Raw genomic sequence first — 26013 nt, forward strand, 5'->3', positions numbered from 1 at the left:
TCGGCGGGGATCCGACTGTCAGAGCCCTGTCTGCGCCTCGAGGTCGGCCGGGTAGCGACCGCCGACGATCCCGGACGACAGCGCGGACAGGGTCGCGAGGTCCTCAGGAGCCAGCACGATCGAGGCCGCGCCGAGGTTCTCGACGAGCCGGTGCTTCTTCGTCGTGCCGGGGATCGGCACGATCGACTCGCTGCGGGAGAGCAGCCAGGCGAGCGCGACCTGCGCCGGTGTCGATCCGTGACGAGACGCGATCCGGGTGACCGCGGTGAGGAGCCTGAGGTTCTGCGCGCGGACCTCCTCGGCGAACCGCGGGATCCGGGCGCGGAGGTCGTCGTCGTCGAAGGTCGTGGCAGTGTCGATGGTCCCGGTGAGGAACCCCTTCCCGAGCGGGCTGTAGGGGACGAAGCCGATGCCGAGCTCGGCACAGGCAGCGAGCACCCCCTCCTCGGGCCGGCGCCACCACAGCGAGTACTCGCTCTGCACGGCGGTCACCGGCTGCACGGCGTGGGCACGGCGGATCGTCGCCTCGGCCGCCTCGGACATGCCGTATCGCGCGACCTTGCCGGCGTCGATCAGATCGCGCACGGCGCCCGCGTAGTCCTCGACCGGGTGGTCCGGATTGATCCGGTGCTGATAGTAGAGGTCGAGGCGCTCGACACCCAGACGGCGCAGCGACCCTTCGACAGCCGTGACGATCTCCTCCGGGCGGAGCATCCGCCCGGAGGGCCGTCGCGTCTCGGGATCCACGTGCATCGCGAACTTCGTCCCGATCGCGACCCGTCCGCGGAAGGGGGCGAGCGCCTCACCGAGGAGCTCCTCGTTCCGGTGCGGTCCGTAGATCTCGGCCGTGTCGAAGAAGGTGACGCCGAGCTCGACGGCGGTTCGCAGCACGTCGATCACGGCTTCTCGATCCGGGCGGCCGCTGTAGCCGCCGGTCATGGTCATGCAGCCGAGGCCGATGCTCGACACCGCGAGGTCACGACCGAGGGTGCGTGTGTTCGCGGACGGGGGAGACGTGGCGGGATTCGTCATCGTGGAGGTACCTCGCGGGGTGTGGAGAGAGTGGCGGTGGATGTCGAGGCTATGGGGACTGGCGCCCGCGAGGGAGGCTCTGTCACTGCACGCCTCATCGAGGCGACCAGTGGTATCGGCGCCGCTTGTCTGTGCGCCGGCTGAGAACTTTCGAACGGTCCTCGCGGACGGGGGTGACCTCCGCGACATCAGGAATCCCCGCCGATGCGCCGAAGTGGTGGTGTCGCGGCGCTCGAGAAGAGGGGGGTTCTGCGGGAACCCGTCTTGCTGGACCCCTCCCGGGCCGCTCCGCGACCGCACTTCACTGAGAGCTCAGCCCACCTGAGCTAGACCCCGATCCCCCGACCGAGGAGACGTCATGAGCGATCAGAACACGACCACACCGGAGACCGAGGACCGCGGACCGCGCGGACTACGCCGTCGCCACCTGCTCGCGTTGGCCGGCGCGGGCGGAGCGGCCGCACTGGGCGCGGCCGCCCTCGGCGGACTGGTGCCCGATGGCGTCGGCGAGGCCCAGGAGGGGCGCACTGCCACGGAGGACTGGGACAAGACCTTCCCGCGCGACCCCGACGTCGACCACGAGAAGGTGACCTTCACGAATCGTCTCGGTCTCACGCTCGTCGGCGACCTCTACTCACCCCGAGGCGTCAGCGCCTCGACGCCGTCCCGGGCGCTGATCGTCGGCCACCCGTTCGGCGGCGTGAAGGAGCAGACCTCCGGGCTCTATGCGCAGACCCTGGCGGCACGCGGCTTCGTCACCCTCGCTTTCGACGCGTCCTACAACGGCGAGAGCGGCGGGACGCCCCACTTCATCGCCTCGCCCGAAGCCTTCGTGGAGGACTTCAGCGCGGCCGCCGACTACCTCGGACTGCACCGCCTCGTCGACGCTGACCGTCTCGGCGTCCTCGGAGTCTGCGGCAGTGGTGGATTCTCGCTCGCCGCGGCACAGACCGACACCCGGATGAAGGCCGTCGCGACCGTGAGCATGTACGACATGGGTAGAGACCGTCGGCAGGCGCTCGGCGACACGATGACGGAGGAGCAGCGCCGCGAGCAGGTCGACGTCATGAGCCGCCAGCGCTGGGCGGAGGCCCGCGGCGAGGAGACCGAGTACGTGCTCGGCACTCCCGAGACGATCACCGCCGACTCGCCCGCCGTCGCGCGAGAGTTCTACGACTACTACCGCACCCCGCGCGGGCAGCACCCCCGCTCCACGACCGAGATGTCGCTGACGAGCAACGGCGCGCTGATGCGGTTCCATCCGTTCGAGAGCATCGAGTGGATCTCGCCCCGCCCGATTCTCCTCGTCCATGGAGAGGTCGCGAACTCGCGCTACTTCAGTGAGGACGCCTACCAGCGGGCGGCGGAGCCGAAGGAGCTGTACATCGTGCCGGGAGCGGGCCACGTCGACCTTTACGACCGCGTGGACCTGATCCCGTGGGACCGGCTCGCCGACTTCTTCACGCAGAACCTCTGACCGGCGTCGCCCTCGTCGCGGAGAGATCGAGGGTCGCAGCTCAGCGGGACGTCGTCTCGTACCGCGCCGTCGGAGTCGGTCACCCGCACCGGCGCCACCCCTCCGAGGGGTTGGGACAGACCCTCTCAGCGGGCCCGGACGCGGTTTAGCGTGGTGCAGTGGGCCGACGCCGATCAGCCCGGAACGACTCGATCAGTCCGACCGGACACGGCGGTACCGATCCACCGGCGGGAGAACGCGGTATGGACCCGTCCGCGGCCGTCCGTGCGGCAATCGGTGCCCTGCCCCCTCGCCGCACTCGTTGCACGGAGAACTCACCGCGCCGGGCTCGCGCCCAACGACATCCCACCACTCTCTACACGAAGGACACCATGCGCACTGTCAACGCCTACGCAGCACCGTCGGCCACCGAGCCGCTGATCAAGACCACCATCGAACGGCGAGACGTCGGCCCGACGGACGTCATGATCGACATCAGCTATGCCGGCGTCTGCCACTCCGACATCCACACTGTTCGCGGCGAATGGGGCCCGATCCAGTATCCGCAGGTCGTCGGCCATGAGATCGTGGGGCGCGTCTCCCAGGTCGGCTCCACGGTGACGAAGCACGCCGTCGGCGACCTCGTCGGGGTGGGCTGCATGGTGAACTCGTGCGGCAAGTGCGTCTACTGCCTTCGCGGGGACGAGCAGTACTGCGCCGAGGGCAACATCCAGACCTACGCGGGCGTCGACCCCGCCGACGGCACGATCACCCAGGGCGGGTACTCCCAGGCGATCGTCGTCGACGAGGACTTCGTCCTCCGCGTCCCCGAGAGCCTCGACGAGCAGAAGGTCGCCCCGCTGCTCTGCGCCGGCATCACCACCTACTCGCCGCTGCGGCACTGGAACGCTGGCCCCGGTACCCGTGTCGCCGTCGTCGGTATGGGCGGTCTTGGCCACATGGCCGTCAAGATCGCCCACGCCCTCGGCGCCGAGGTGACCGTGCTCTCGCAGACCCTCTCGAAGAAGGAGGACGGGCTGCGTTTGGGCGCCGACCACTACTACGCGACGAGTGACGACGCGACGTTCACCGACCTCGCCGGAACCTTCGACCTGATCATCAACACGGTCTCGGCGAAGCTCGACATCGGCGCCTATCTCGGCCTGCTCGACATCGACGGCACCATGGTCAACGTCGGCGCCCCCTCCGAGCCCCTCTCCGTCCCCGCCTTCGCCCTCATCCCCGCCCGCCGCAGCTGGGCGGGGTCGGCGATCGGAGGCATCCGCGAGACCCAGGAGATGCTCGACTTCTGCGCCGAGCACGGCATCGTCCCTGAGACCGAGCTCATCCGCGCCGACGAGATCAACGACGCGTACGAGCGCGTCCTGCGCTCCGACGTCCGCTACCGCTTCGTGATCGACGCGGCCACGCTCGCGTGACCCGGACGTCGAGGAGGGGCGAGCGAGCGAGCTCCTCCTCGACGGCAGCCTCCGGCATCAGGATCCGGGAGAGGTCGTCCGGGAGGGTGTCCTGCCCAGGCAGGTACCAGCAGAACCCTTCACGCGCTGCCCTGGTGCTCGTACCGTGACAGCCATGGATCACCGAGTCGAGGTACGCGAATTCCTGGCCACGCGCCGTGGACGGATCACACCGGAGCAGGCCGGAGTCGAGCCCACCGGCGGACGGCGCAGGGTCGCCGGTCTGCGCCGAGACGAGGTCGCGCGACTCGCGGGGATGAGCGTGGACTACTACACGCGTCTCGAGCGGGGGAATCTCTCGGGTGTGTCCGACTCCGTCCTCGACGCGATCTCGCGGGCTCTGCAGCTGGACCAGGCCGAGCACGACCACCTCCACGATCTCGCCCGGACCGCGAACGAGGCCGGCCTGCGTTCGCGCAGACGACCCGCCGCGGCAGTGAAGGTCCGACCCGAGGTGCAGTATCTGCTCGACGCGATCACCGGTGCTCCGGCGTTCGTCTCGAACACCCGAATGGACATCGTCGCGGCGAACGCGCTCGGCTTCGCCCTCTACTCGGAGATGTACAAGAGCAGCGCCCGGCCCGCGAACCACTCCCGATTCATCTTCTTCGACCCGCGCGCGCACGTCTTCTATCCCGATTGGGAGCGGGCCGCAGACGTGAACGTCGCGATCCTCCGCCGTGACGCCGGACGCAACCCGCACGATGAGCGACTCGCCGCCCTGATCGGCGAGCTCTCGATGCGCAGCGATGATTTCCGTGCGCGGTGGGCCGAGCACAACGTTCGCAGGCACTACACGGGCCTGAAGCAGTTCAACCACCCCGTCGTCGGCCTGCTGGAGCTGACGTTCCAGGCGACCGAGCTGCAGGACGACCCGGGTCACTCGATCACCGTCTACCCGGCAGTGCCGGGCAGCCCGACCGACGACAAGCTGCGGCTGCTCGCCACCTGGGCTGCGACCGAGGACATCGCGCGCCTCGCCCCCAGCTCTGCGAGCTGAACGCGCTCCCGCCGGCGAGCGGACAGCTCCCGTCTTCCGCGGCGCCGCCCGCCCCGACCCCGATCTCGAAGGATGCAATGACCTCCACCATGCCGGTGTTCCTCCCCGATGCGAGCGATCGCGCCGAGCCGCGGAAGATGCCGTGGCTCGCCCTCGCTCTTCTGGCCACGATGGGGTTCGTCCTCGTCGCGGCCGAGACGATGCCCGCAGGCCTCCTGCCTGTGATCGCCGACGGAATGGGCACCAGCGAGGGCACTGTCGGTCAGTTCATCAGCGTCTGGGCACTCGGCACGGTGATCGTCACGATCCCCGCGATCAGCCTCACCCGCGGACTCCGCCGCAAGCCGCTGATCCTCGTGACCATCGCCTGCCTCATCGCCGCCAACACCGTCACAGCCCTCTCGAGCGACGTCGTGCTGTCGCTGGTGTCCCGCTTCTTCGCGGGCGCGTTCACCGGGATCATCTGGGGCATGCTCGCCGCCTACGGCCGCCGGATCAGCCCCCGGAACCGCTCGGGGCTGGCGCTGTCGGTCGTCTCGGTCGGCGCTCCCGTCGGCTTCGCCCTCGGCACACCCCTCGGTGCGTGGCTGGGGACGACGTTCGACTGGCGCTGGTCCTTCGGCGGGCTGAGCCTGATCGCGCTGATCACCTTCGTGCTGATCGCCCTCTTCGTGCCGGACGCGCCCGGCCAGCCGAAGACCGCGGCGGGGAGCCTGCCGCTCGCCCGCGTCTTCGCGATGCCCGGCGTCGCGATCGTCTGCCTGACGATCTTCGTCTGGATGCTCGCGCACAACACGATCTACACCTACATCGCGCCGTTCCTGCGCGAGGGCGGCTCGGGCCTCGCCCCGGACCTCGTGCTGCTGGTCTACGGCGTCTCCTCGATCGTCGGAGTCGCGATCACGGCGGCGGCCATCGACCGCTATCCTCGCGGCCTGCTGCACGGCAGCCTCGCGCTGTTCATCGTCGCGGCGCTCGTCCTGCTCCTGGGCCGCGGCGCCCCGCCGGCCGTCCTCGCAGCGAGCGTGCTGTGGGGCGTCACCTTCGGCGGCGCTTCCGCGCAGCTCCAGTCGGCCCTCAGCCGCTCCGGTCGCGAGAACTCCGACGTCGCGAACTCGTTCCTCCCCGTCGCGTTCAACCTCGCGATCTTCGCCGCGGGGGTGCTCGGCGCGGTGCTGCTCGAGAGCGTCGACGCCCTGGCCCTCGCCGTGCTGATGGCGGGGCTCGGAGTGGTCGCTCTGCTGATCACCCTCTACGGCCGCCGGTCCGCGTTCACGGTCGACCACCTCGACGCGCGCTGACACTCCTGGACAGGAGTCTGCCGATGACAACCGCCCCAGGCGCCCCGACGCCGATCGTCCTCGAGATCGACGGGGTCGAGGTCTCCGGGCGACTCGATGCCAGCGCGACGAGTGAGTCCCTCCTCGCCCTGCTCCCGCTGACACTGTCCTTCCGCGACATGGGTGGGCAGGAGAAGCTCGCCGACCTCGGAGTGGCTCTCAGCCTCGACGGCGCACCGCCGCGCAGCGATGCTCAGCCGCTCACGATCGGCTACTACAGCCCCACTCGGAACCTCGTGCTCTATTACGAGCACGTCGGCACGTTCTCCGGGATCGTGCCGCTCGGAGAGTTCGACGACCTCGGCCCCGTCGAAGACCTCGCCGACGGAACCCGCGTCACCCTCCGACACGCCCGCTGACAACCGTCAGCGCGCCGCCCGAAAGACAGGAGTCACCCATGAAGGCCGCCTATATGTTCGGCGCCGGCGATGTCCGCATCATCGACGCACCCGACCCGGTCCTGCAGGAGGCGACGGACGTCGTCGTGCGCATCGTCCGCGCCTGTGTCTGCGGATCCGATCTGCACCCGTACCACGGGATGGAGAAGAGCTCCGAAGGAGTCTCGATGGGTCACGAGTTCATCGGCGTCGTCGAGCAGATCGGTGCGGAGGTCCGCACGCTGGCGGTCGGCGACCTCGTCATCTCTCCGTTCTCCTTCTCGGACGGCACCTGCGAGTTCTGCCGGGAGGGGCTCTTCACCTCCTGCGTGCACGGCGGCTTCTGGGACATGCCCGGCATGGGCGGCGGGCAGGCGGAGGCCATCCGGGTGCCTCTCGCGGACGGCACTCTGGTGAAGGTTCCCGGCGTCGACGAGTCGTCGCCGTTGCTGACCTCGCTCCTGACCCTGTCGGACGTGTACGGCACCGGTTGGCACGCCGCCACCAGCGCCCAGGTCTCGCCCGGCGACACCGTCGCGGTGATCGGCGACGGAGCGGTGGGGCTCATGGCCGTGCTGTCGGCGAAGCAGAAGGGCGCGGAGCGCATCATCCTGATGGGCCGTCACACGGCTCGCACCGATCTCGGCATCGAGTTCGGAGCCACCGATGTCGTCGCCGAGCGCGGCGAGGAGGGCATCGCGAGGGTCAAGGACCTCACCGGCGGTGTCGGAGTGCGGAAGGTCCTCGAGGCCGTCGGTCACATGCCCGCCTACGAGCAGGCGTACAAGATCGTCCGGCCCGGCGGTGTCATCAGCCGCGTCGGTGTTCCGCAGTACGAGGACGCTCCCGTGGGCTTCGGGAGCCTCTTCGGCGGCAACATCACCCTGACCGGTGGGCCCGCCCCGGTCCGTGGCTACATCGAGCAGCTCATGCCCGCGATCCTCGACGGGAGCATCGACCCGGGCAGGGTGTTCGACCGCACCGTGGCACTCGACGAGGTCCCCGACGCCTACCGCGCCATGGACGACCGCCAGGTGCTCAAGGCGATGATCACCTTCTGATCACGCTGCGACCCCGCACCGAGTGGGACCGCCTGCTCCCCTCACCTCCGGAACGATGAAGGAGAACATTGTGAACATCGAACCCTCCCTCCCGACGACCAAGAATCCTCCCGAGCAGTTCGCCGGCGACGTCTGGCTCGACATGATCGCCGTCCCGCATGAGGACGGCCAGCACATGACCGTCGCCACCGTCCGCTTCGCCCCGGGCGCTCGGACCGCATGGCACTCGCACGCCCGCGGGCAGTACCTCCGAGTGACCGAGGGCGTGGGCCGGTTCGGGACCCGCGACGGGGTCGTCATCGAGGCCCGCCCCGGAGAGACCGTCTACACCCCGCCCGGCCAGGAGCACTGGCACTCGGCGCCCCGCGACCGCTTCATGGAGCACATCGCCATGACCGAGAACGGAGACGATCCCGCCACGACCACGACCTGGCTGGAGCACGTCACCGACGCCGAGTGCTTCGGCGCCGATGCGTGAACGCCGCAGACCCGCTCACCGGAAGGACGTCGTCATGACCGCCCACGAGGACGCTCTCGCGGAATTCGCGATCCTGTTCCCTGCACGACCCGACCCGGACGGCACCTCGCTCGGTGCGACCGACCCGGAGTTCTTCGCCTTCTACCGGGACTTCGCGTTCGGCGAGACGCTCGGGCATGTCGACCTCGATCGGCGAGAGCGGCTTCTCTACCAGCTCGCGGCCTGCATCGCGGTCGGGGCGGCGGGTGAGTTCCGGGTGCTTCTCGGCGTCGCGCTCGAGGTCGGAGTCCCTCCCGTCCAGGTGAAGGAGGTGACCTATCAGGCCGTCGCCTACGTCGGCAGCGCGCGGGGGATCGAGTTCATCGCTCTGAGCAACGAGATCCTCACCGCGCACGGGATCGCCCTGCCCCTCGAGGGACAGTCGACCACCACTCCCGAGACCCGGCGCGAGGCAGGGCTCGACGTGCAGACACGCATCTTCGGACCGGAAGTCGTCGACGGCCTCTTCGCCGGGCCGGCCGACACCCGGCGCTTCTCCGAGTTCCTCGCCGGCCACTGCTTCGGCGACCACTACACCCGCACCGGTCTCGATGTGAAGCAGCGCGAGCTCGTCACCTTCGCGCTGCTCGCGGCACTCGGCGGTGCCGACAGTCAGGTCAAGAGCCACGTCACCGCGAACCTGAAGGTCGGGAGCACCCGGGGCGACCTCCTCGAGGTTCTGACCGTGCTGGTCGCGTACATCGGCTACCCGCGCACCCTCAACGCGCTCGCGCAGGTGAACGCGGCCGCACCCGCCGAGACCTGACGCGACGAGTCGGCGACAGCGACGCGATCGTCCAGCGGGGCGCTGCCGTGACCCGTCACGGCAGCACCTCGCTGGATTGCTGGGTGAGGACTTCGATGGGGGAGTGACACGAACGGCCGTTCGATCGTCACGATCCTGAGGAGGAGCCATGAGAAACGACCGCCGTTGCCAGAGAACCGTTGCCGGACCCGGATCCCGCCGCAGGACTCCTGTCCTCCTCGCGTCACTGGTCGGTCTCGTCCTGTCCGTCTCCGGGTGCAGTGCTTCGGACGGCAGTGCCGAACCCGCGATGAACGGCTCCTCGGTCCCCGCGGGCCCGTCGTCCGGCGCGCCGACCGGTCCGACGTCGGCCCCGCCCACGGAGTCCGCCCCGGCCACCGCTGCAGCTCCCACGACGACCGCGCCGTCCGACACCCGGACCTCTCTCACGCTCCGGTTCGGCGACCGCGAGATCCGGGCCACCCTGGAGGACTCCGCCGCCTCCCGCTCTCTCCTCGCTCAGTTGCCGGCGACCCTCGACTTCAGCGATTACGGCGGGCAGGAGAAGATCGCGACGCTCTCCGCGCCGCTCGATCTCACCGGTGCCACGGATCGGGCGGCAGCGCCCGCCGGAACCCTCGGCTACTACGCGCCCGACCAGGGCCTCGTCCTCTACTACGAGAGCGTCGGGGCGTACTCCGGCATCGTGCCGCTCGGCGTCTTCGACGACGTCGACGCGCTCCGAGACGCGAGCGACGGCTCTGTGGAGGTCCGGGTTCAGTGAAGTGAGGGGTTCTGAGAGAACCTCTCAGAAACCCTTGGAGGCCCTTTAGCGTCGGCCTTGTCCACAACCGACTTGGAAGGTTCACTGACGATGGCCACGACGACGCCCACCCGCTTTCCCCCGAACAGGCTCTCGGGCGCCGCCCTCGCTGGCGCCGCCGCCGCAGCGCTGGTCCTGGTACCGGCAGCACCTGCCGCCGCCCATCACGGCTGGGACGGCTTCGACACCGACCACCTGGTGTACATCGCGGGCACGGTCTCCTCCGAGGGCAGCTGGGGCGAACCGCACTCGTACTTCGACACGACCCTCGACGGCGAGCTCCCCGCCGACACCCCGGAGCTGACGATCCCCGAGGAGCTGCAGGGCCCCGAGGACAGCGTCCGCGTCGAGGCTGCGCTCGCGTACTCCGGCTCGCAGGACGAGCTCGAAGTGACCATCGCTCCGCCCGCCTACACCGGCAGATGGGGACTCGATCGGCCGCTCGAGATCGGAGAGCGATTCCAGGGAGTCGGCTACATCGACCGGACGGACGACGCCCTGTTCCGCCCCGTCGCCTTCTGGTACGGAGACGACGACGTGCCGGTGAACCAGGTGCTCGGCGACATGCTCCCGGTCCGCGCACCGCTGCCCGAGTCGTCTGGCGCGGAGTCGACGCCTGCGCCCGCCTCGACATCGACCGCGGCCGATCCGATGGAGGACGCGGAGGAGTCCCCAGGGTCCGACGCCGAAGCGGCGTCCGGACAGAACGGTGTCGCGACGACAGGCGTCTGGGTGGCGTTCGGCGCCGTGGTCCTCGGCGCGGCCGTGGGCGGGCTGCTCTACCTGCGACGCCGCGCCGGGCAGAGCTGAGCGGCTCGCAGATGCCGCAGTGGCTCGAGACGGCGTTCGCATGGCTCCAGAGCACGGCGGTCGGAGAGGCCGTGCGGGGCACTCCGTTCCTGTACCCCACGCTCGAGAGCATCCACATCGTCGGGATCGCCCTGCTGATCGGCCCGGCCTTCGCCTTCGATCTCCGCCTGCTCGGAGTAGGGCGCCGTCTCGTCTCCGTCACCACGGCCGCCCGCTCGCTCCTGCCGGTCTCCCACGTCGGCCTGGCGGTCGCCCTCCTCACAGGAGTCGCGCTGTTCAGCGCACAGACGACCGTGGTCGCCGGCTCCGCCGCCGCGCCCTGGAAGCTGGGACTCCTGCTCGTAGCGGGGCTGAACGTCCTGGTGTTCCACCGGGGCGCCTACCGCCGGGTCGAGGACTGGGCGGAGGCCTCTCCTCCGCCCGCCGCTCTGGTCGCCGCCGGCTTGTCGCTGATCGCCTGGACCGGGGTGGTCTTCGCCGGACGATTCCTGGCATACACCTGAGTGCACGGCCCGGGAGGGAGGCTCTGTCAGCCCCTCGCTCACTGAGAGAGGCCCCGGATACCGTCGCTGATGAGCGGCACCGGAGCCATCGACCGTCACACCCCCACTCGGCCTCACAGGACGGCGTTCGCGTTTCCCATGGCGCGGACGTCGCGTGAAGGCCCCGGTGACGAGAGCATCGTGTCCCAGTCCGCGGGAGAGACCCCTATCCCTCTCGCGGCGGCTCGGACAGGGGCTCCGGTGCCGCCGCTCGCGTTCCTCCGTCCCTAAGGAGACTCATGACGACGTCCCGGCAGCCCCGCCCGTCCATAGCCGCTCTGTGGGTGCTCGTCGCAATTGCGGCAGCAGTCTTCGGAGTACTGGCGATGGGGTCGATCGGCCAGAGCGTGGCCTCTGCGTCCTCAAGTGAATCCACCACTGGTGAGATGATCTGGCGCATCACCGACGAGCGATGCTGACCGTGACCGACCTCCGAGAGACCTCCTCCCTGTCGCGCCGGAGAGCACGCGAGGTGGTCGTCGACGCATGCTGCCTCGGCGACGCAGAGCTCGATGCGCACATCGACGACCTCTGGGCGGCGAAGTCCGACCCGGACTCGATGCGTCGCCTTCTCGCCCGCTTCCGACTCGAGGTCGATGCCGCACGACTCCTCCTCGCTGCCGCTGCTGAGCCCGCCTGGTGGTCCACGGTGACTGCAGAACGACTCGAGGACGCCTGCAGGGCAGCACGGATCTGGGCGGAGGGCGACCCGATCTGCTCCGAGCTCGAACGACGCTTCGCCTCGCTTCTCAGAAGCGTCTTCGGGATCGAGATCGCGGCGATCCCGCGCGGCCATCGAGTCCCCTAGGGCACGCCGTTCCCTTCCCCTCCATCGTTCCTTCATCAGAATCGAGACGCTCATGACCAGAACGCCCGTCCGCGTCGTGCTTACCGCCGCCGCTCTCGCACTGGGCACCGTTCTCGCTTCGTGCACCGCGCCGTCGACCACTCCGGACGCTCCGACCAGCGCCACGGCCGAGCCGACGGTCGCGCCGCTCTCGCTGGGCGAGCCCGAGGTCGTCACCAACGGACTCGAAGCACCCTGGTCCATCGTGTCCCTCCGCGGTGTTCCGCTCGTGAGCGAGCGGGACACCGCGCAAGTCCTCGAGCTGGGTGCCGACGGCTCGAGTCGAGTGGTCGGTGGCATCGACGGCGTGCTCGCGCGGGGCGAGAGCGGCCTCCTGGGCCTCGCCGTCTACCAGGACCGCCTCTACGCCTACTCGACAGGCCGCGACGGCAACCGCATCCAGCGCTTCGAGGTGACGGGAGAGGCCGGTGCTCTGCAGCTCGGCCCCGCAGAAACGCTGCTGGACGGACTGCCGTCAGCGAGCTACCACGACGGCGGGCGGATCGCCTTCGGCCCCGACGGCATGCTCTACGCCACCGTCGGCGACGCGGGCCGCTCGGAGCGAGCGCAGGACCTCGACTCGCTCGGCGGGAAGATCCTCCGGATGACGCCGGACGGCACGGTCCCGGACGACAACCCGTACCCCGGCTCGCTCGTCTACAGCTCCGGCCACCGCAACCCTCAGGGCATCGCCTGGGCCGAGGACGGCACGTTCTTCGCGACGGAGTTCGGCCAGGACACCTGGGACGAGCTCAACATCATCACGCCCGGCGCGAACTACGGCTGGCCGACGGTGGAGGGGATCGCGGAGGACGACCGCTTCGTCGACCCGGTGCAGCAGTGGGGGCCCGACGAGGCGAGCCCGAGCGGGATGGCCGAGATCGGCGGCACGCTCTTCCTCGCCAATCTGCGCGGCCAGGTGCTGCGTGCCGTGCCGGTCGACGCGCCCAGCACCTCGACCGACCACGCGGTGGGGGAGTTCGGCCGGCTGCGCGACGTCACCGTCGCCGAGGACGGGCGGCTGTGGGTCGCGACGAGCAACACCGACGGTCGCGGCGACCCGGAGACCGACGACGATCGGATCCTCTCGTTCTCTCTCGAGAACGACTGACCTCCGAATCGCTCGTCCGAGGGCGACGAGGGGGGCTCTGCCTGAACCTGTCTCCCGGTGGGTGCGGCTGCTTCACTCGAGGAGACGACGTGAGTGAGGACTCCTATGACGCACACGACCCCGACCACGCCCGACGGCTCCATGCAGGCCTGGACCAGCGCAGAGGGCGTGCCGCTGCAGCGCGCGACCCTGCCGATTCCCGTCCCGCAAGCCGAGCAGCTGCTGATCCGGGTGCGTGCCGCGGCCCTGAACAACGGCGACCTCACCGCAGCGGGGGAGGAGCACGTCGCCGGCTTCGAATTCGCCGGCGAGGTCGTCGCCGTCGGAGCCACCGCTCCGGCCGATCTCCTCCGCCGCCGGGTCTTCGGAATCGCGGAGGGGACGCTCGCGGAGTACGTCGTCGCCCACCACCGCCACGTGCTCGTGACTCCCGACGCGCTGAGCGACGTCGACGCCGCCGCGACGCCCACGGCCTTCACGACCGAGTTCGGCGCCGCTGAGACGGCGGCGATCGGGGAGGGATCCACCGTGCTCGTCACCGGCGGAAGCTCGGCACTCGGACTCGTCGCCGTGCAGGTCGCGAAGGAGCGCGGGGCGCGGCGCGTCCTGGCGACCACCAGATCGGAGGACAAGATCCGCGCACTCGCCGACGCCGGTGCCGACGCGGTGCTCCTCACCGCCAACGACGGCATCGCCGCGGCGGCCCTCGAGGCGACCGACGGAGTCGGTACCGACGTGGTCCTCGACCACCTCGGCGGCGATGCGCTGGATTCCGCCGTCGCAGCCGCCCGCGACGGCGGCACCGTCGTCAGTGTGGGACGGCTGGCTGGTGGGACCGGCGCTCTGGACCTGTTCGCTCTCGCCCGCCGCCACGTCCTTCTCCGGTCGGTGTCGTACGGGCTGACCCCGCCCGAGGTGCTGGGCGATCTCCTCGACGGCCTCGCCCGGACGCTGCTGCCCGCGATCGTCGCGGGTCGGCTCCGGCCCGTGGTCGCGGCGACGTACGACTTCGAGCGCGCGCCCGACGCGCTCGGGCACCTGCGCACCGGCAGGTCCGCCGGGAAGGTCGTCGTCACCCTCGGCTGACCGGCCGTCGGTCAGTCGACCCGGTAGCGACGGACCTTCTCCTCGTCGAGGAGGACGCCGATGCCGGGACGGTCGGAGGGATGGAGGACGCCGTTCGAGACCACGAGGCGCTCCGAGGTGAGGGTGTCGGTGAGCGTGGTGTAGTAGTCGAGCTCCGCGGGCTCTCGGACGACGGCGGGATGCGCCGAGCCGAAGCAGAGGGACGCGGCCGCTCCGATCATGCTGTCGGCCTGGCTGCCGAGGAGGGTTCGGGCTCCGAGAGCTCGGGCGAGGGCGACGATCTGGGCCGATTCCGTGAATCCCGTCCGCGTGGTCTTGATGCTGATCGCCCGGGCGCCGCCCTCGAGGATTTCCGCGGCGGTGGCGGCGAGGGTCGGTGCGCTCTCGTCCGCCATGATGGCGGCCGTCGTGTGAGTGCCGAATCGGCGCCGACCGAGGCGGTCCTCCGCGGGCGTCGGCTCCTCGATCAGCGTCACGCCGAACTCGGCCGCCGCGTTCATCATCTCCACGGCCTGCTCCGCCGTGTAGCCGTGATTCGCATCGACGTAGACCGTCGCCTGCGGGCCGACGGCCTCTCGGACGGCCGTCACGCGGCTCAGGTCGTCGGCGACGTCGTCTCCGACCTTGACCTTGAAGCTGCTGATGCCGTGGGTCTCGGCCGCCGCTCGGGCCTCGCGAGCGCTGTCGGCGGGCGAGCCCATCGACAGGATGCGGGTGACTCGCATCGGCCGCTTCTCGCCACCGAGGAGCTTCCACGCGGGAAGCCCGCTGAGCGTGCCGCGGAGGTCGTGGAGAGCGATGTCGACGGCCCCCAGCGCGGTGTTGTTGCCGGCGATCCAGGCCAGCGCTTCGTGGTGCGCGTTGACGGCGAAGGGGTCCTCGCCGACGAGGATCGGTGCGATCCATTTCTGCACTGCCGCGACGATGGACTCCTGCGACTCTCCGTAGACGAACGACCTCGATACGGCCTCGCCGATGCCCGTGGCGCCGACGTCGGTGCGCACGAGGATCAGCACGTGCTCCGCCCGGTCGAGGACGCCCGAGGACGCCTCGATCGCGTGGTGGTAGGGGATGGTCGTCGGGATCGTCTCGACGGCGGTGATCGTCGGCATCTCTCCTCCTTCAGAAGGTCGGCTCGGGGGCGCGGAAGTCCCGCTGGTTCACGGAGCGTCGGACGGCGAGAGGTCGGTGACCAACGGCTTGCCGGCGGTTTCGCGCAGGAAGAGGGAACCGATGAGTGAGGGCACGGCGCATCCGATGATCAACCACATCGGCGCCATGGTGCTGCCGGTCGTGTCCACCAGCCATGTCGCGACGTACGGCGTCGGGCCCGCGATGAGTGCGGTGGAGAGTCCCAGCGCCAGTGCGTATCCGCTGTAGCGGATCGAGGTCGGGAAGGTCTCGAGCAGCGGTGCGGACTGCGCTCCGATCGCCGTCCCGTTCATCGTCCCGAGCAGCACGAGACCGAGCACCGCCAGCGCCGCGTTGCCGGACGTCAGCATCGCGAAGGTCGGCCACGCGAGCACGAGTTGCAGGAGGCAGAGGGCGAACAGGATCCGGCGTCGACCGATGCGGTCCGAGAGAGTGCCGGAAAGGGGCACGAAGAGGAAGGTGAAGAGCACCCCGGCGAGCACCGCCATCAGGGCCTGCCAGCTCCCGAAGCCGAGACTGTTCTGGAGGAAGGCGGGCATGAACGTCATCAGCATGTACGCCGGGACGCTGGCCGGAAGGTTGATGAAGGCCGTTCGGCCCAGCATCCTCCATCCGCGCGCTGTGGTGAGCAGAGTGCGCAGCGGGTTCTCGCGGGCAGTGCTCAGAGCAGCGAGCCGCTCGAAGACCGGAGACTCGTCGACCCGGGACCGGATGACGAGAGCGACCGCGCCGAGTGGGATGGCGAGAAGGAACGGTAGCCGCCAACCCCAGGCCTGCATCTGCTCGGCGGGGATGCCGATGGCGAGTGCTGCACCGACGAGAAGAGCCAGGATCTGTCCGCTGACGACTCCCCAGTGGAGGAAGCTCGTCTGCAGTCCGCGACGATCGTTCGGCGCGTACTCCCCGACGAGTGTCGCTGCTCCCGGCATCTCCCCTCCGGCCGAGATCCCCTGAAGGAGCCGCATGAGCACGAGGAGGACCGGCGCCAGCGGCCCGATGGCGTCGAAGCCGGGAAGGATGCCGATCACTGCCGTCGAGAGGCTCATCAGGATGATGATCGCGACCAGCGCCTTCTTCCGTCCGACACGATCGCCGATCGGACCCCAGATCAGGCCCCCGAGCGGTCGTGCGAAGAAGGCGATGGCGAAGACGACGAAGGTACTGAGAAGGGCGGCAGTGCGATCGTCGGACGGGAAGAAGACCTCCGCCAGGTACGGAGCCATCGCCCCGTAGATCACGAGCTCGAAGTACTCGATCGCGGACCCCACCGAAGCGGCGAGCGTCACTTTTCTGAGGGTCTGCGGCTTCGTTCTGATCGTCCCCGTAGGAGAAACCCTCGCCGGTTCCGTCGCGGTCGTCAGCATGTTCTTGGTCATCCGTTGCCTCTCCATCGAGTGCGTCCGAGCCTCCACTGCAGCCGCGGCTCTCCCGCGGTTGGTGGGCTTGCACGGGAACGTTATCCCACAATGCTGGATTAGTTAAGCCCCCCCCTCCGCAGCTCCAGCGCCAGAAGTAGACGAGCAATACGGTGCCTCCAGCGCGGACGGGCCGGGTGACTGCGGAGGGACTGTAAGTGCTCCGACGCCGGAGCACGCCACGGAGTGGCTTAAGGTCGCTGCGTCCCCGGCCTTCACCATCGCGATGACCGAGCTCGCCCCGACTGCGACGTCCGGCTCGCAGGCCGGCGCCTAGGAGCACAGGTGAGGCGTCGCGGGTAGCGACGTACCGATGACAGCACCGACAGGGTCGTGCTCGTCATGGTCGCACCGTGGCACTGGTCAAGGGCGAGTCAGGGGTCACGGGCGACTTCAGGTCGCCTCCGGCGATTGCAAGTCTCGGACACCCAGGCCGTGCCCGCATTCCTGGCAGCGTACGTCGGCGACGAACGGATGACCGCACTGCACGTGCAGGATCGTCCGACGGGTCAGGTCTGGAGCGCCGTAGCGGTCACCCCAGCGCTTGAGCACCAGGATCACCTGACCGAGATCGTTCCCCTTCTCGGTCAACTCGTAACCGCGAGGACGACCGCCTGCGCCGCCCGGAACCGGTCGCACGATGCCCTCCTCGGTGAGACGTCGCAATCGGCCGGCGAGGACGTCTCGAGGAATCCCGAGCGCTCGGATCATCTCCGTGTACCGGTGCGCCCCAAGCGCGAGCACTCGGACGATGTGCAGCGACCAGCGATCGCTGACCGCGTCGAGAGCAACACTCAGCGCATCCGCGTTCGGTTTGATCTCCAAACCGCTTTCGGTACTATCAGAATGGTTTGCCATTCAAACCACGATAGCTGGAGGATGCCATGAGCGGATACCGCTCGAAGGACGGTTCGACTCGGACACTGCACCGGGCGTGGATCGCGCCGACCGTCACGGCGCTCGTCGTCGGCATGGCTTTCGTGGCCGTCTACGTCGGCCTGCAACGAGCTCCGGAACCCTTTCGAATCCCCGTTGCTGTAGTGGGGGCGAGCCTGCAGGACCAGGTTGCGACAGGGCTCGGCGAGAGAGTCGACATCTCGAACGTGGATTCACTCTCGGCCGGCCACAGCCTCGTCGAACGCGGCTCTGCCGTGGGTGTCATAGCGGGCGACGGGGCGGGGAGCATGCAACTCGACTACGCGAGTGCAGCGGGTCTGAGCGAGTCCGGCGCCGTCCGCTCGATGGTGCAGGGGATCGCGGCGGCAGCTCACCTCACGTTGGCTGAGCGGGATATCGTGCCACTCGTTCAGTTCGACAGCCGTGGTCTCGTCAGCTTCTACGTCGTCTTCGGTGTCACGCTCTCCTCATTCATCCTCGCCCAGTCGCTGAGCGCCAATGCTGCACGCGTGCGTCTCCGACACCGACTCGTGATCCTGAGTGCGTTCGCGGCACTGATCGGGATCGCGGCCGCCACGCTCGCCGGCCCCGTCTACGGCGCGGTGACGACTCCCTTGCCCGAGCTCGCGGGTGTCCTCGTGCTGCTCTCGGCAGCGAGCGCGTTCGGCACGAAGGCTCTTGTCACCTGGCTCGGTCCACCCGGCATCGGCATCGCCGTCCTGCTGCTGACGGTCGCCGGGAACGCGACCAGTGGTGCCTCGATCGGCTTCGATCTGCTGCCGGGATGGGCGCAGTTCCTGTCCGATGTCCTACCGCAGGGTGCGGCGGTCCGCGCCCTCCAGTCTGCAGGGTACTTCGACGGCAGCGCGGTCTCGCAGTCCGTTCTCGTCCTCGCCTGCTGGGCGATCATCGGCTCCGGGCTCATAATCGTCCATGGCGCGAGAACCGCCGCCGTCGCACGGAGAGGTGATGATTCTGGAAAGCCCGCTCATCTCGCCACGGCGAACTGAGACGCCCCTTCGCCGTTCGGACCGCTCCGGTAGCGCGGTGCCGCTCCGAGGTCGTAAGGGAGCGTTGCTCCGTCGTGCTCATCGGAGGACGGTCGAAGTTTCCTCGGGGACCGGGGTGCCAGGTCCAGGGTGGTAAGTAAGCAGAGTTGGTCGGGGCCGTACGGAGGTCGCCACGGCGCGGAATGACGCGAGGCCGGAAGCGGACCATTCGCAAGGGCTCGCCCCGTCACCGATTCGCCTTGCCCCCGCCTCGGTCGGCCGGCGGAAAGGTCGACTCTCGGACCACGAGTCGCGGAACCGCGAGCGGACGGGGCTCAAGGCTGCGCCCAGCCGACATCGCAAGCAGATCGCGCACGCTCCGTTCTCCGAGGGAGGCGTAGTCGACATGGAGGGTTGTGAGCGGAGGATCCATGTAAGCCGCTTCTGGAATGTCATCCATCCCGACCACGCTGATGTCCTCGGGCACACGAAGGCCCCTGCGCTTCAAGGCGAGGATGCTTCCGAGAGCCATCTGGTCGTTCGCCGCGAAGAGGGCGGTCGCTCCTCCGAGGTCGCCTGATTCGGCGACGGCGCGGTGTCCGGACTCAGCGGACCAGTCCCCGTAGGCCCGAGCGACCAGCTGTCCTGCGGAACCCACGACGGCGTCCTCGAAGATGCGATCGCGGAGGCGGGCGGCAGGCCAGTTCTGAGGTCCACCGACATGAGCGAACCGCGTGTGTCCGAGGCGGCGCAGATGATCGACCACCGCTGGGATGCCGGATGACCGCGCCTCGAGATCCGATGCGGTCGCCTCGCTGTCAGAGGCGAAGAACACCGGTGCGCGGAACTCGGCAGCATGAAGGACAGCATTCATCTCGTCCGTGGAGACGAGCACCAGGACACCCGCGAGTGAATGCTGCACGAGCGCGTCGACCCCCGCCTGGATCGCCGAAGGATCGCGGGTGTCCACCGAGACGAGGTCGAGCACCATTCCTTCTCGCCGCGCGGCATCACTGGCGGCTTGAGCGATCCTGCTCGGTCCGACCTGCGTCAGGTCGTGCGAGATCGCCCCGATCCGCATCGACCGCCCCGACTTGAGGCTCCGGGCAGTCAGGTTCGGCCGGTAATGCAGCTCCTCGAGTGCGCCCACTACCCGATCTCGCGTCGCGGGGCGGATCCCCTCGAAGCCGGCGAGGAACCGGGTGACGGTCTGGTGAGAGACCCCTGCCTTCCGCGCCACGTCATAGATCGTCGCAGGCCGCGAGGAGTTCCGGTCGGCCTCTCCTCGTGCACTCATGATGCCGACACGATACCGGGGGAGAACGTCGGAGGTGGCCGCTCCGATCCTGTGAGGGTTGACACGATCTCCAGACGCACCGATGATGATGAACCAGTGAATGTTGTCGACAACATTCCGGAAGGATCTTCGATGGTGATCAACCTGCCCGGTGTGCTGTACGGCGCAGCCTTTTACCCCGAGTACCTGCCTGAGGGCCGGCTCGACACTGACCTCGACCTGATGGTGGAGGCCGGCCTGACGGTCATCCGAGTGGGCGAGTCCGTGTGGTCGACGTGGGAGCCTCGCTCGGGAGAGTTCGAGCTGGAATGGCTGCAGCCTGTGCTGGATGGAGCGCACGCGAGGGGAATCCATGTCGTTCTCGGCACGCCCACCTACGCCGTGCCGCCGTGGTTGCAGGTCGCGCATCCTGAGATCGCCCTCGTCACCGCCTCAGGTGAATCGTTCCCCTGGGGATCGCGTCAGGAGATCGACTACTCGAGCCCCACGTTCCGCATCTACGCGGAGCGCGTCATCCGAGCGATCATCGGGCGCTACGCCGGTCACCCGGCCGTCATCGGCTATCAGGTCGACAACGAACCGGGCCTTCACCTCTTTCACGGTCAGGCCGTGTTCGAGGGCTTCCTCGCGTGGCTCGAGAAGACGTACGGAACCGTCGACACGCTCAATCGCGAGTGGGGCCTCACCTACTGGTCCCACAGGCTGGACGAGTGGTCGGAGCTCTGGCGGCCGGCAGGGAACTCGTCCCCGCAGTACGACCTGGCTTGGAGGAGGTACCAGGCGGAACTGACCACCGAGTTCATCGCCTGGCAGGCCGGCATCGTCCGCGAGTACTCCTCCCCGGAGCAGTTCGTCACGACGTGCATCGCCTACGCGCGTCCAGGAGTCGACGACCGCGAGGTCGTGCGCGCACTCGACGTCACCGCCGGGAATCCCTACTACTCGATGCAGGATCACCTCGATGCGGGGCAGGTTCTCGAGCCTGACGTCCCTTGGTTCACGACGGGTGTTCCGGGACTCCTCGGTCAAGCCGACAGGTTCTACTCCTCGCGACAGGAACGATTCCTCGTCACGGAGACGAACGCACAGGCGATCGGCGGCTCGCACTTCAACCAGCCGCCTTACCCCGGCCAGCTCAAGCAGGCCGCCCTCGCCCTCGTCTCCCGCGGCGCATCGATGGTCGAGTACTGGCACTGGCACACTCTGCACTTCGGCTTCGAGACCCACTGGGGCGGAGTCCTCCCGCACAGCCTCGAGCCCGGCCGCGTGTTCAGAGAGGTCTCCGAGATCGGTGCCGAACTGCGCGCGATCGGAACCTCTCTCACCGGGTACTCGCCTGATGCGGACGTCGCTCTCCTGTGGTCGAACGACAGCGGCTACGCGTTGGACTTCATGCCCACGTTCCCGGATGCGCAGGGAGCTCCGGGCCGTGATTCGTACGAGCACATCTTCCATGCTCACTACCGCGGCGTCATCGACGGTGGCGCCCAGGCCCGGATCCTTCATTCGGAGCAGGCTCTCGAGTCCGGCGCCGGCGTCCTCGCCGCCACGCACCCGGTGCTCGTCGCGGCCGGCCTCTACGTCGCGAGCGATGAACTGCTTGATCTGCTGCGCGACTACGCGCACGCAGGAGGACATCTGATCGTCGGTGTGCGCACCGGCTTCGGCGATGGAGAGGCTCGAGCGCGGACAGAGCAGATGCCCGCACGTCTCGCCGCCGCGTCGGGAACCCACTACGACGAGGTGTCGAACCTGCGGGCGCCGATCTCGCTCGTGCCGACCTCTGAACTTCCTCTCTCGGACGGTGCCCGAGCCGAGCGCTGGGTGGACGGGCTCCTCGCCGATTCCGCGGAGACCCTTCTCGGCTACGACCACCCGCGCTTCGGCGACTTCGCCGCTGCCACGAGCCGAGTGCACGGCGCAGGACGGATCACCGTTCTCGGGACGTCACCGTCGCCCGCCCTGGCCGCTGACCTCATCCGATGGGCCGTCCCGGAGCCGATTGCGGACCGGCTGACCACCTCCCACGAACTGCCCCTCACCGTCTCGTCCGGCGTCAACGGCGCCGGGGACCGCGTCTGGTTCGTCTTCAACTGGGGGTGGCGCGAGATCGAGTTCCCTCTGACCTCGTCGCTCCGCGACGCGGTGACCGGAACCGGACTTCCCGCGGGCACGACGATTCGCCTGGGCCCCTGGTCCACCCGCACGTTCGTGGACGCGGCGGATTCCTCATCCACATCCCACCACTAAGGAGAAACACATGCAGCGCAGATCAGCAATGACGCTGGCGATCATGGGAATCACGGTTCTCACCCTCGCCGGCTGCGTCGGATCAGACGACACGGGACCGACCGCAGCCGTCACCGAGGAAGACATTGCACAGGCCATGGAGACCCCCACAGAATTGACCTTCTGGACGTGGGTTCCGGGCATCGAAGACGAGGTCGCTCTCTTCGAGGAGAGGTATCCGGCGATCGACGTCACCGTCGAGAACCTCGGGCAGGGGACGACTCAGCATCAGATCCTCCGCACTGCCCTGGAAGCGGGTGAAGGCGCACCGGATCTCGCTCAGATCGAGTACCAACTGCTCCCGTCGTTCGTCTTGACCGACTCGCTCCTCGATCTGGCACCCTACGGCGCAGACGAACTCGCAGGCGATTACGTCGACTGGGTATGGAATCAGGTCTCACCGGGCGAGGAGGTCTGGGCCATCCCGCAGGACATCGGGCCGATGGGGAATCTCTACCGCGAGGACATCCTGACTACCGCAGGAATCACCGAGCCGCCGGCCACCTGGGACGAGTACGCCGATGCTGCAGAAGCCGTCAAGTCCGAGACCGGCTCGTACATCTCCAACATGGGCGCCGCCCAGGCAAATCAGTTCATCGCGTTCTTCTGGCAGCGCGGAGTGCAGCCCTTCTCCTACGACGGGGCCGAGACCGTGTCGATCGACGTCAACGGTCCAGAGGCGAAGGAGATCGCGGACTACTGGACCGACCTCATCCAGCGCGATCTCGTCTCGACGGACGCGGATTTCAATGACCAGTGGTACCAGGGACTAGCGAACGGCACGTACGCGGGCTGGCTGACGGCCGCTTGGGGCCCTCTGTTCCTCGAGGGAACCGCGGGCGCCACGTCTGGGCTGTGGCGCGCAGCTCCGCTGCCGCAGTGGTCCGCTTCCGAAGACGTCTCCGGCAGTTGGGGCGGCTCCTCGAACGTCGTGCTCGCCACGACTGAGAACCCGATCGCGGCCGCCGAACTCGCGAAGTTCATCAATCACGATCCGGAGTCGACTGCGCTGCTCGCCTCGCAGCAGTTCCTGTTCCCTTCGACCACCGACATGCTCGAGAATCCTGACTTCACGGGAGCCGAGCCGGAGTTCTACGGCGGGCAGAGGGTGAACGAACTGTTCGCCGACATCGCCGGAACGGTGGACACCGACTTCCAGTGGCTGCCGTTCATGGAATACGTCCAGGCCAGCTTCGAGGAGAACGTCACTCCTGTGCTTTCGGCCAAGGGGGACCTCGCTGATGCTCTCGACGCGTGGCAGGACGACCTCGTCACCTACGCGGAAGCACAGGGATTCACCGTCGATTAGAACGTCGGGCGGGCACCTGACGGCCAGGTGCCCGCCCTCCACCACTTCTTGTGCTCCAAGGAAGGTCCGCACATGACCACAGCAATCCGCCCGTCGGTCACCGGTGACCCACAACGCACTCGGAAACGAGCAGGCAGTGCCCGAAGACGTCAGAGCGCAGTCGCCTGGCTCTTCGTCTCGCCTTTCCTGCTCGTGTTTACCGGGATGCTCATCGCGCCGCTCGTCTATGCGGGCTACCTCAGCCTCTTCGAGACCACGCTCGTCGGCGGTCAGACTTTCGCCGGGCTGAACAACTATCTTCGTGCACTTCAGGATCCCGAACTCATCGGCAGCGTGGGCCGCGTCATCCTCTTCTTCGTCGTCCAAGTGCCCGTCATGCTCGGTCTTGCGATCATCCTCGCTCTCGTGCTCGATAGCAGGCTCGCCCGCGGGTCGAGCGTCGCTCGGCTGCTCATCTTTCTGCCCTACGCCGTGCCTGCTGTCGTCGCCACCCTCATGTGGGGCTATCTGTACGGACCCAACTTCGGACCCATCACCCAGGTGACCCGCTTCATGGGCCTCGGATCCCCGGATCTGCTCAGCCCTGAGAACATTCTCGGATCGATGATGAACGTCGTCACATGGGGGTTCGTCGGATACAACATGATCATCCTCTACGCTGCCCTCCGCGCGATTCCCGTCGAGCTCTACGAGGCGGCTGAGATCGATGGTGCCGGGCAGTTCCGCATCGCCTTGAGCATCAAACTGCCAGCGCTTCGCCCTGCACTCGTTCTGACGCTCATCTTCTCGGTGATCGGTACCTTCCAACTCTTCACGGAGCCCAGCCTCCTCAACACGATTGCGATCGACGCCATCTCGAATTCGTTCACGCCGAACTACTACGCCTACAACCTGGCTTTCATCAACCGTGAGCCCAACTACGCGGCCGCTATCGCGTTTCTCCTGGGTCTCCTCATCGCTGTCATCTCGTTCATCATCCAATCCTCGTCTCAGCGCGCAGAGCGTCGTGAGGGGATGGCGCGATGACGGCTGTACGCGCTCTCGGAAGCGCTGGATCGCCGACGATAATTCGTCGAACGGGCAGGCGTCGCAGCACACTCATGACGATCCTTCTTTGGCTGTGCGTTCTCTACTTCATCCTTCCGCTCTGGTGGCTGGTGATCTCGTCGACGAAGGACAATGCCGGCCTCTTCTCGACTTTCGGACTCTGGTTCGGAGGTGACTTCGCGCTTTTCGACAACCTGCAGCAGCTCTTCGCCGCCCGCGACGGGATCTTCGGCCGCTGGCTGGTCAATACCATTCTCTATGCAGTGATCTCCGCCACGGGGGCCACATTCCTAGCAGCGATGGCCGGTTATGCGTTCGCCAAGTTCCGGTTCCGAGGTGGCGACGCCGTCTTCAGTACGATCTTGGGTTCGATCATGATTCCCCTCACCGCCTTAGCTCTTCCCACCTACTTGGTGTTCTCGCGCATCGGAGTGGTGAACACGCCCTGGGCGGTGATAATACCCTCGCTCGTGAGCCCGTTCGGTGTGTACCTCCTCAGGGTGTACGCGGCCGACGCGATTCCGGACGAGCTGCTCGAAGCGGCGCGAGTCGACGGAGCGAGTGAGGCACGAATATTCTTTCGGATCGCACTTCCTCTCCTCTCCTCCGGAGTCGTGACGGTCTTCCTCTTCTCACTGGTGGCGACATGGAACAATTATCTCCTTCCGCTGATCATGCTGCAGTCGTCCGACCTTTATCCCTTGACTGTCGGACTCGCTCAACTCCAGTCATCAGCGACTGCGGGTGGCGGCTCTCAAGCGCTCTTCTCGACGGTCATCGCGGGGTCGCTGGTCTCAGTCGTGCCGTTGATCGCCTCCTTCGTCTTCCTACAGCGGTACTGGCAGAGTGGGTTGACCGCCGGTGGCGTCAAGGCGTGATGCGACACGACGGATCACGCGATCTCGGGTCGGCTTCTCCGGCCCTCGCACTCGGGGCGATCGCCGATGAGTCGGCCAGGGCCGGGCCGAGGCCTGCTCCGGACGGTCGGCGCAGTGACATCCGTCGCCACCCGCGAGTTCGGGTCACGGGCCGGTCATGCATTCGACCTTCGGCGGGGAGGGGGCCGAAGAGGCCTAGCGTCGGCCGCCAGCCCCGGAACCGGTTCGCTGACAGCCCGATCGACCGTTCTGCCAGTCCTGATCGGCGAATGGATGGCGAACCGGACACGTTCGCCAGCCGAGAGTCGTCCTCTGTCGTGACCGGTACCGGCGCACCTTCTCCGTCGTCTCGGCGGCGATGCACTGGGTCGAGTGAAAGACCGGCGGTGCGGGGCTAGACCCCGCCCGCTGGGGACGTTGGAATGGTCGTTGTGCCGCCCTTACTTGCGAGGGCGCCTGCTCCGTTCCGGGCACTGGGAGAGTGACCTGCGTCGGAGCGTCGGGCTCTCTTCGTT

At 68.0% G+C, this 26013-nt stretch carries 23 protein-coding genes; 18 read left to right on the forward strand and 5 right to left on the reverse strand.

From position 1 onward, the window contains the following. Nucleotides 1–18: 18 nt before the first annotated feature. Nucleotides 19–1032, reverse strand: a complete 1014-nt coding sequence (locus MT350_RS17075; RefSeq protein ID WP_243600162.1) for an aldo/keto reductase — start codon at nucleotides 1030–1032, stop codon at nucleotides 19–21. 358 nt (nucleotides 1033–1390) lie between these two features. Here MT350_RS17075 and MT350_RS17080 point away from each other — a divergent pair, with 358 nt between their 5' ends. The 13 genes from MT350_RS17080 (at nucleotide 1391) to MT350_RS17140 (ending at nucleotide 14225) form a co-directional block, all read left to right on the forward strand. Continuing rightward, nucleotides 1391–2509 (forward strand): alpha/beta hydrolase, encoded by a 1119-nt coding sequence (locus MT350_RS17080; RefSeq protein WP_243600163.1) that lies wholly within the window; start codon nucleotides 1391–1393, stop codon nucleotides 2507–2509. 371 nt (nucleotides 2510–2880) lie between these two features. Further along, nucleotides 2881–3927: an NAD(P)-dependent alcohol dehydrogenase gene (locus tag MT350_RS17085; RefSeq protein WP_243600164.1), complete on the forward strand. Its 1047-nt coding sequence runs from the start codon at nucleotides 2881–2883 to the stop codon at nucleotides 3925–3927. A 154-nt stretch (nucleotides 3928–4081) separates the two neighbouring features. Beyond that, nucleotides 4082–4966, forward strand: a complete 885-nt coding sequence (locus MT350_RS17090; protein WP_243600165.1) for a helix-turn-helix transcriptional regulator — start codon at nucleotides 4082–4084, stop codon at nucleotides 4964–4966. Between the two features lie 77 nt (nucleotides 4967–5043). Next, complete coding sequence (locus MT350_RS17095) at nucleotides 5044–6267, forward strand: MFS transporter (protein WP_243616312.1); 1224 nt, start codon at nucleotides 5044–5046, stop codon at nucleotides 6265–6267. A gap of 23 nt (nucleotides 6268–6290) precedes the next feature. Continuing rightward, complete coding sequence (locus tag MT350_RS17100) at nucleotides 6291–6665, forward strand: cyclophilin-like fold protein (protein WP_243600167.1); 375 nt, start codon at nucleotides 6291–6293, stop codon at nucleotides 6663–6665. A 38-nt stretch (nucleotides 6666–6703) separates the two neighbouring features. Then, the gene (locus MT350_RS17105) at nucleotides 6704–7744 is read left to right on the forward strand and encodes an alcohol dehydrogenase catalytic domain-containing protein (RefSeq protein WP_243600168.1); all 1041 of its coding nucleotides are present in this window, start codon (nucleotides 6704–6706) and stop codon (nucleotides 7742–7744) included. A gap of 70 nt (nucleotides 7745–7814) precedes the next feature. Continuing rightward, nucleotides 7815–8222 (forward strand): cupin domain-containing protein, encoded by a 408-nt coding sequence (locus MT350_RS17110; protein ID WP_243600169.1) that lies wholly within the window; start codon nucleotides 7815–7817, stop codon nucleotides 8220–8222. A 34-nt stretch (nucleotides 8223–8256) separates the two neighbouring features. After that, entirely contained in the window at nucleotides 8257–9027 is a 771-nt protein-coding gene (locus tag MT350_RS17115) for a carboxymuconolactone decarboxylase family protein (RefSeq protein ID WP_243600170.1), read from the forward strand. 289 nt (nucleotides 9028–9316) lie between these two features. After that, a complete protein-coding gene (locus tag MT350_RS17120) occupies nucleotides 9317–9790 on the forward strand; it encodes a cyclophilin-like fold protein (protein ID WP_243600171.1) in 474 nt (157 codons plus the stop codon). 90 nt (nucleotides 9791–9880) lie between these two features. Next, nucleotides 9881–10639, forward strand: coding sequence for a hypothetical protein (locus tag MT350_RS17125; protein ID WP_243600172.1), 759 nt, complete (start codon nucleotides 9881–9883; stop codon nucleotides 10637–10639). Nucleotides 10640–10650: 11 nt separating this feature from the next. Beyond that, nucleotides 10651–11142, forward strand: a complete 492-nt coding sequence (locus MT350_RS17130) for a hypothetical protein (RefSeq protein WP_243616313.1) — start codon at nucleotides 10651–10653, stop codon at nucleotides 11140–11142. A gap of 899 nt (nucleotides 11143–12041) precedes the next feature. Further along, nucleotides 12042–13139 (forward strand): sorbosone dehydrogenase family protein, encoded by a 1098-nt coding sequence (locus tag MT350_RS17135; protein ID WP_243600174.1) that lies wholly within the window; start codon nucleotides 12042–12044, stop codon nucleotides 13137–13139. Nucleotides 13140–13244: 105 nt separating this feature from the next. Then, nucleotides 13245–14225 (forward strand): zinc-binding dehydrogenase, encoded by a 981-nt coding sequence (locus MT350_RS17140; RefSeq protein WP_243600175.1) that lies wholly within the window; start codon nucleotides 13245–13247, stop codon nucleotides 14223–14225. 11 nt (nucleotides 14226–14236) lie between these two features. On the opposite strand, the gene MT350_RS17145 is transcribed toward MT350_RS17140, so the two are convergent. The 3 genes from MT350_RS17145 to MT350_RS17155 form a co-directional block, all read right to left on the reverse strand. Next, a complete protein-coding gene (locus MT350_RS17145) occupies nucleotides 14237–15337 on the reverse strand; it encodes a mandelate racemase/muconate lactonizing enzyme family protein (RefSeq protein ID WP_243600176.1) in 1101 nt (366 codons plus the stop codon). 48 nt (nucleotides 15338–15385) lie between these two features. Then, nucleotides 15386–16753 carry an MFS transporter gene (locus MT350_RS17150; protein ID WP_243600177.1) on the reverse strand — a complete coding sequence of 456 codons (1368 nt, stop codon included), beginning with the start codon at nucleotides 16751–16753 and terminating at the stop codon, nucleotides 15386–15388. A 432-nt stretch (nucleotides 16754–17185) separates the two neighbouring features. Beyond that, entirely contained in the window at nucleotides 17186–17650 is a 465-nt protein-coding gene (locus tag MT350_RS17155) for a helix-turn-helix domain-containing protein (RefSeq protein WP_243600178.1), read from the reverse strand. A gap of 26 nt (nucleotides 17651–17676) precedes the next feature. On the opposite strand from MT350_RS17155, the gene MT350_RS17160 reads away from it, so the two are divergent. After that, nucleotides 17677–18699 carry a hypothetical protein gene (locus MT350_RS17160; protein ID WP_243600179.1) on the forward strand — a complete coding sequence of 341 codons (1023 nt, stop codon included), beginning with the start codon at nucleotides 17677–17679 and terminating at the stop codon, nucleotides 18697–18699. A 226-nt stretch (nucleotides 18700–18925) separates the two neighbouring features. Here the strand turns inward: MT350_RS17160 and MT350_RS17165 are convergent, their stop codons facing one another. Beyond that, entirely contained in the window at nucleotides 18926–19918 is a 993-nt protein-coding gene (locus MT350_RS17165; RefSeq protein WP_243616314.1) for a LacI family DNA-binding transcriptional regulator, read from the reverse strand. Nucleotides 19919–20107: 189 nt separating this feature from the next. Between MT350_RS17165 and MT350_RS17170 the strand changes: the two genes are divergently transcribed. The 4 genes from MT350_RS17170 to MT350_RS17185 all read left to right on the forward strand — a co-directional run bounded on the left by MT350_RS17170 (nucleotide 20108) and on the right by MT350_RS17185 (nucleotide 25498). Continuing rightward, nucleotides 20108–22225, forward strand: coding sequence for a beta-galactosidase (locus MT350_RS17170; RefSeq protein WP_243600181.1), 2118 nt, complete (start codon nucleotides 20108–20110; stop codon nucleotides 22223–22225). Between the two features lie 10 nt (nucleotides 22226–22235). Then, on the forward strand, nucleotides 22236–23573 hold the full coding sequence (locus MT350_RS17175) for an ABC transporter substrate-binding protein (protein ID WP_243600182.1): 1338 nt from the start codon (nucleotides 22236–22238) through the stop codon (nucleotides 23571–23573). A gap of 72 nt (nucleotides 23574–23645) precedes the next feature. Then, the gene (locus MT350_RS17180) at nucleotides 23646–24599 is read left to right on the forward strand and encodes a carbohydrate ABC transporter permease (protein WP_243600183.1); all 954 of its coding nucleotides are present in this window, start codon (nucleotides 23646–23648) and stop codon (nucleotides 24597–24599) included. A gap of 74 nt (nucleotides 24600–24673) precedes the next feature. Next, nucleotides 24674–25498: a carbohydrate ABC transporter permease gene (locus tag MT350_RS17185; protein WP_243600184.1), complete on the forward strand. Its 825-nt coding sequence runs from the start codon at nucleotides 24674–24676 to the stop codon at nucleotides 25496–25498. Nucleotides 25499–26013 lie beyond the last annotated feature (515 nt).

This window comes from Rathayibacter sp. VKM Ac-2928 (assembly GCF_022815545.1).
Taxonomy (GTDB): Bacteria; Actinomycetota; Actinomycetes; order Actinomycetales; family Microbacteriaceae; genus Rathayibacter; species Rathayibacter festucae.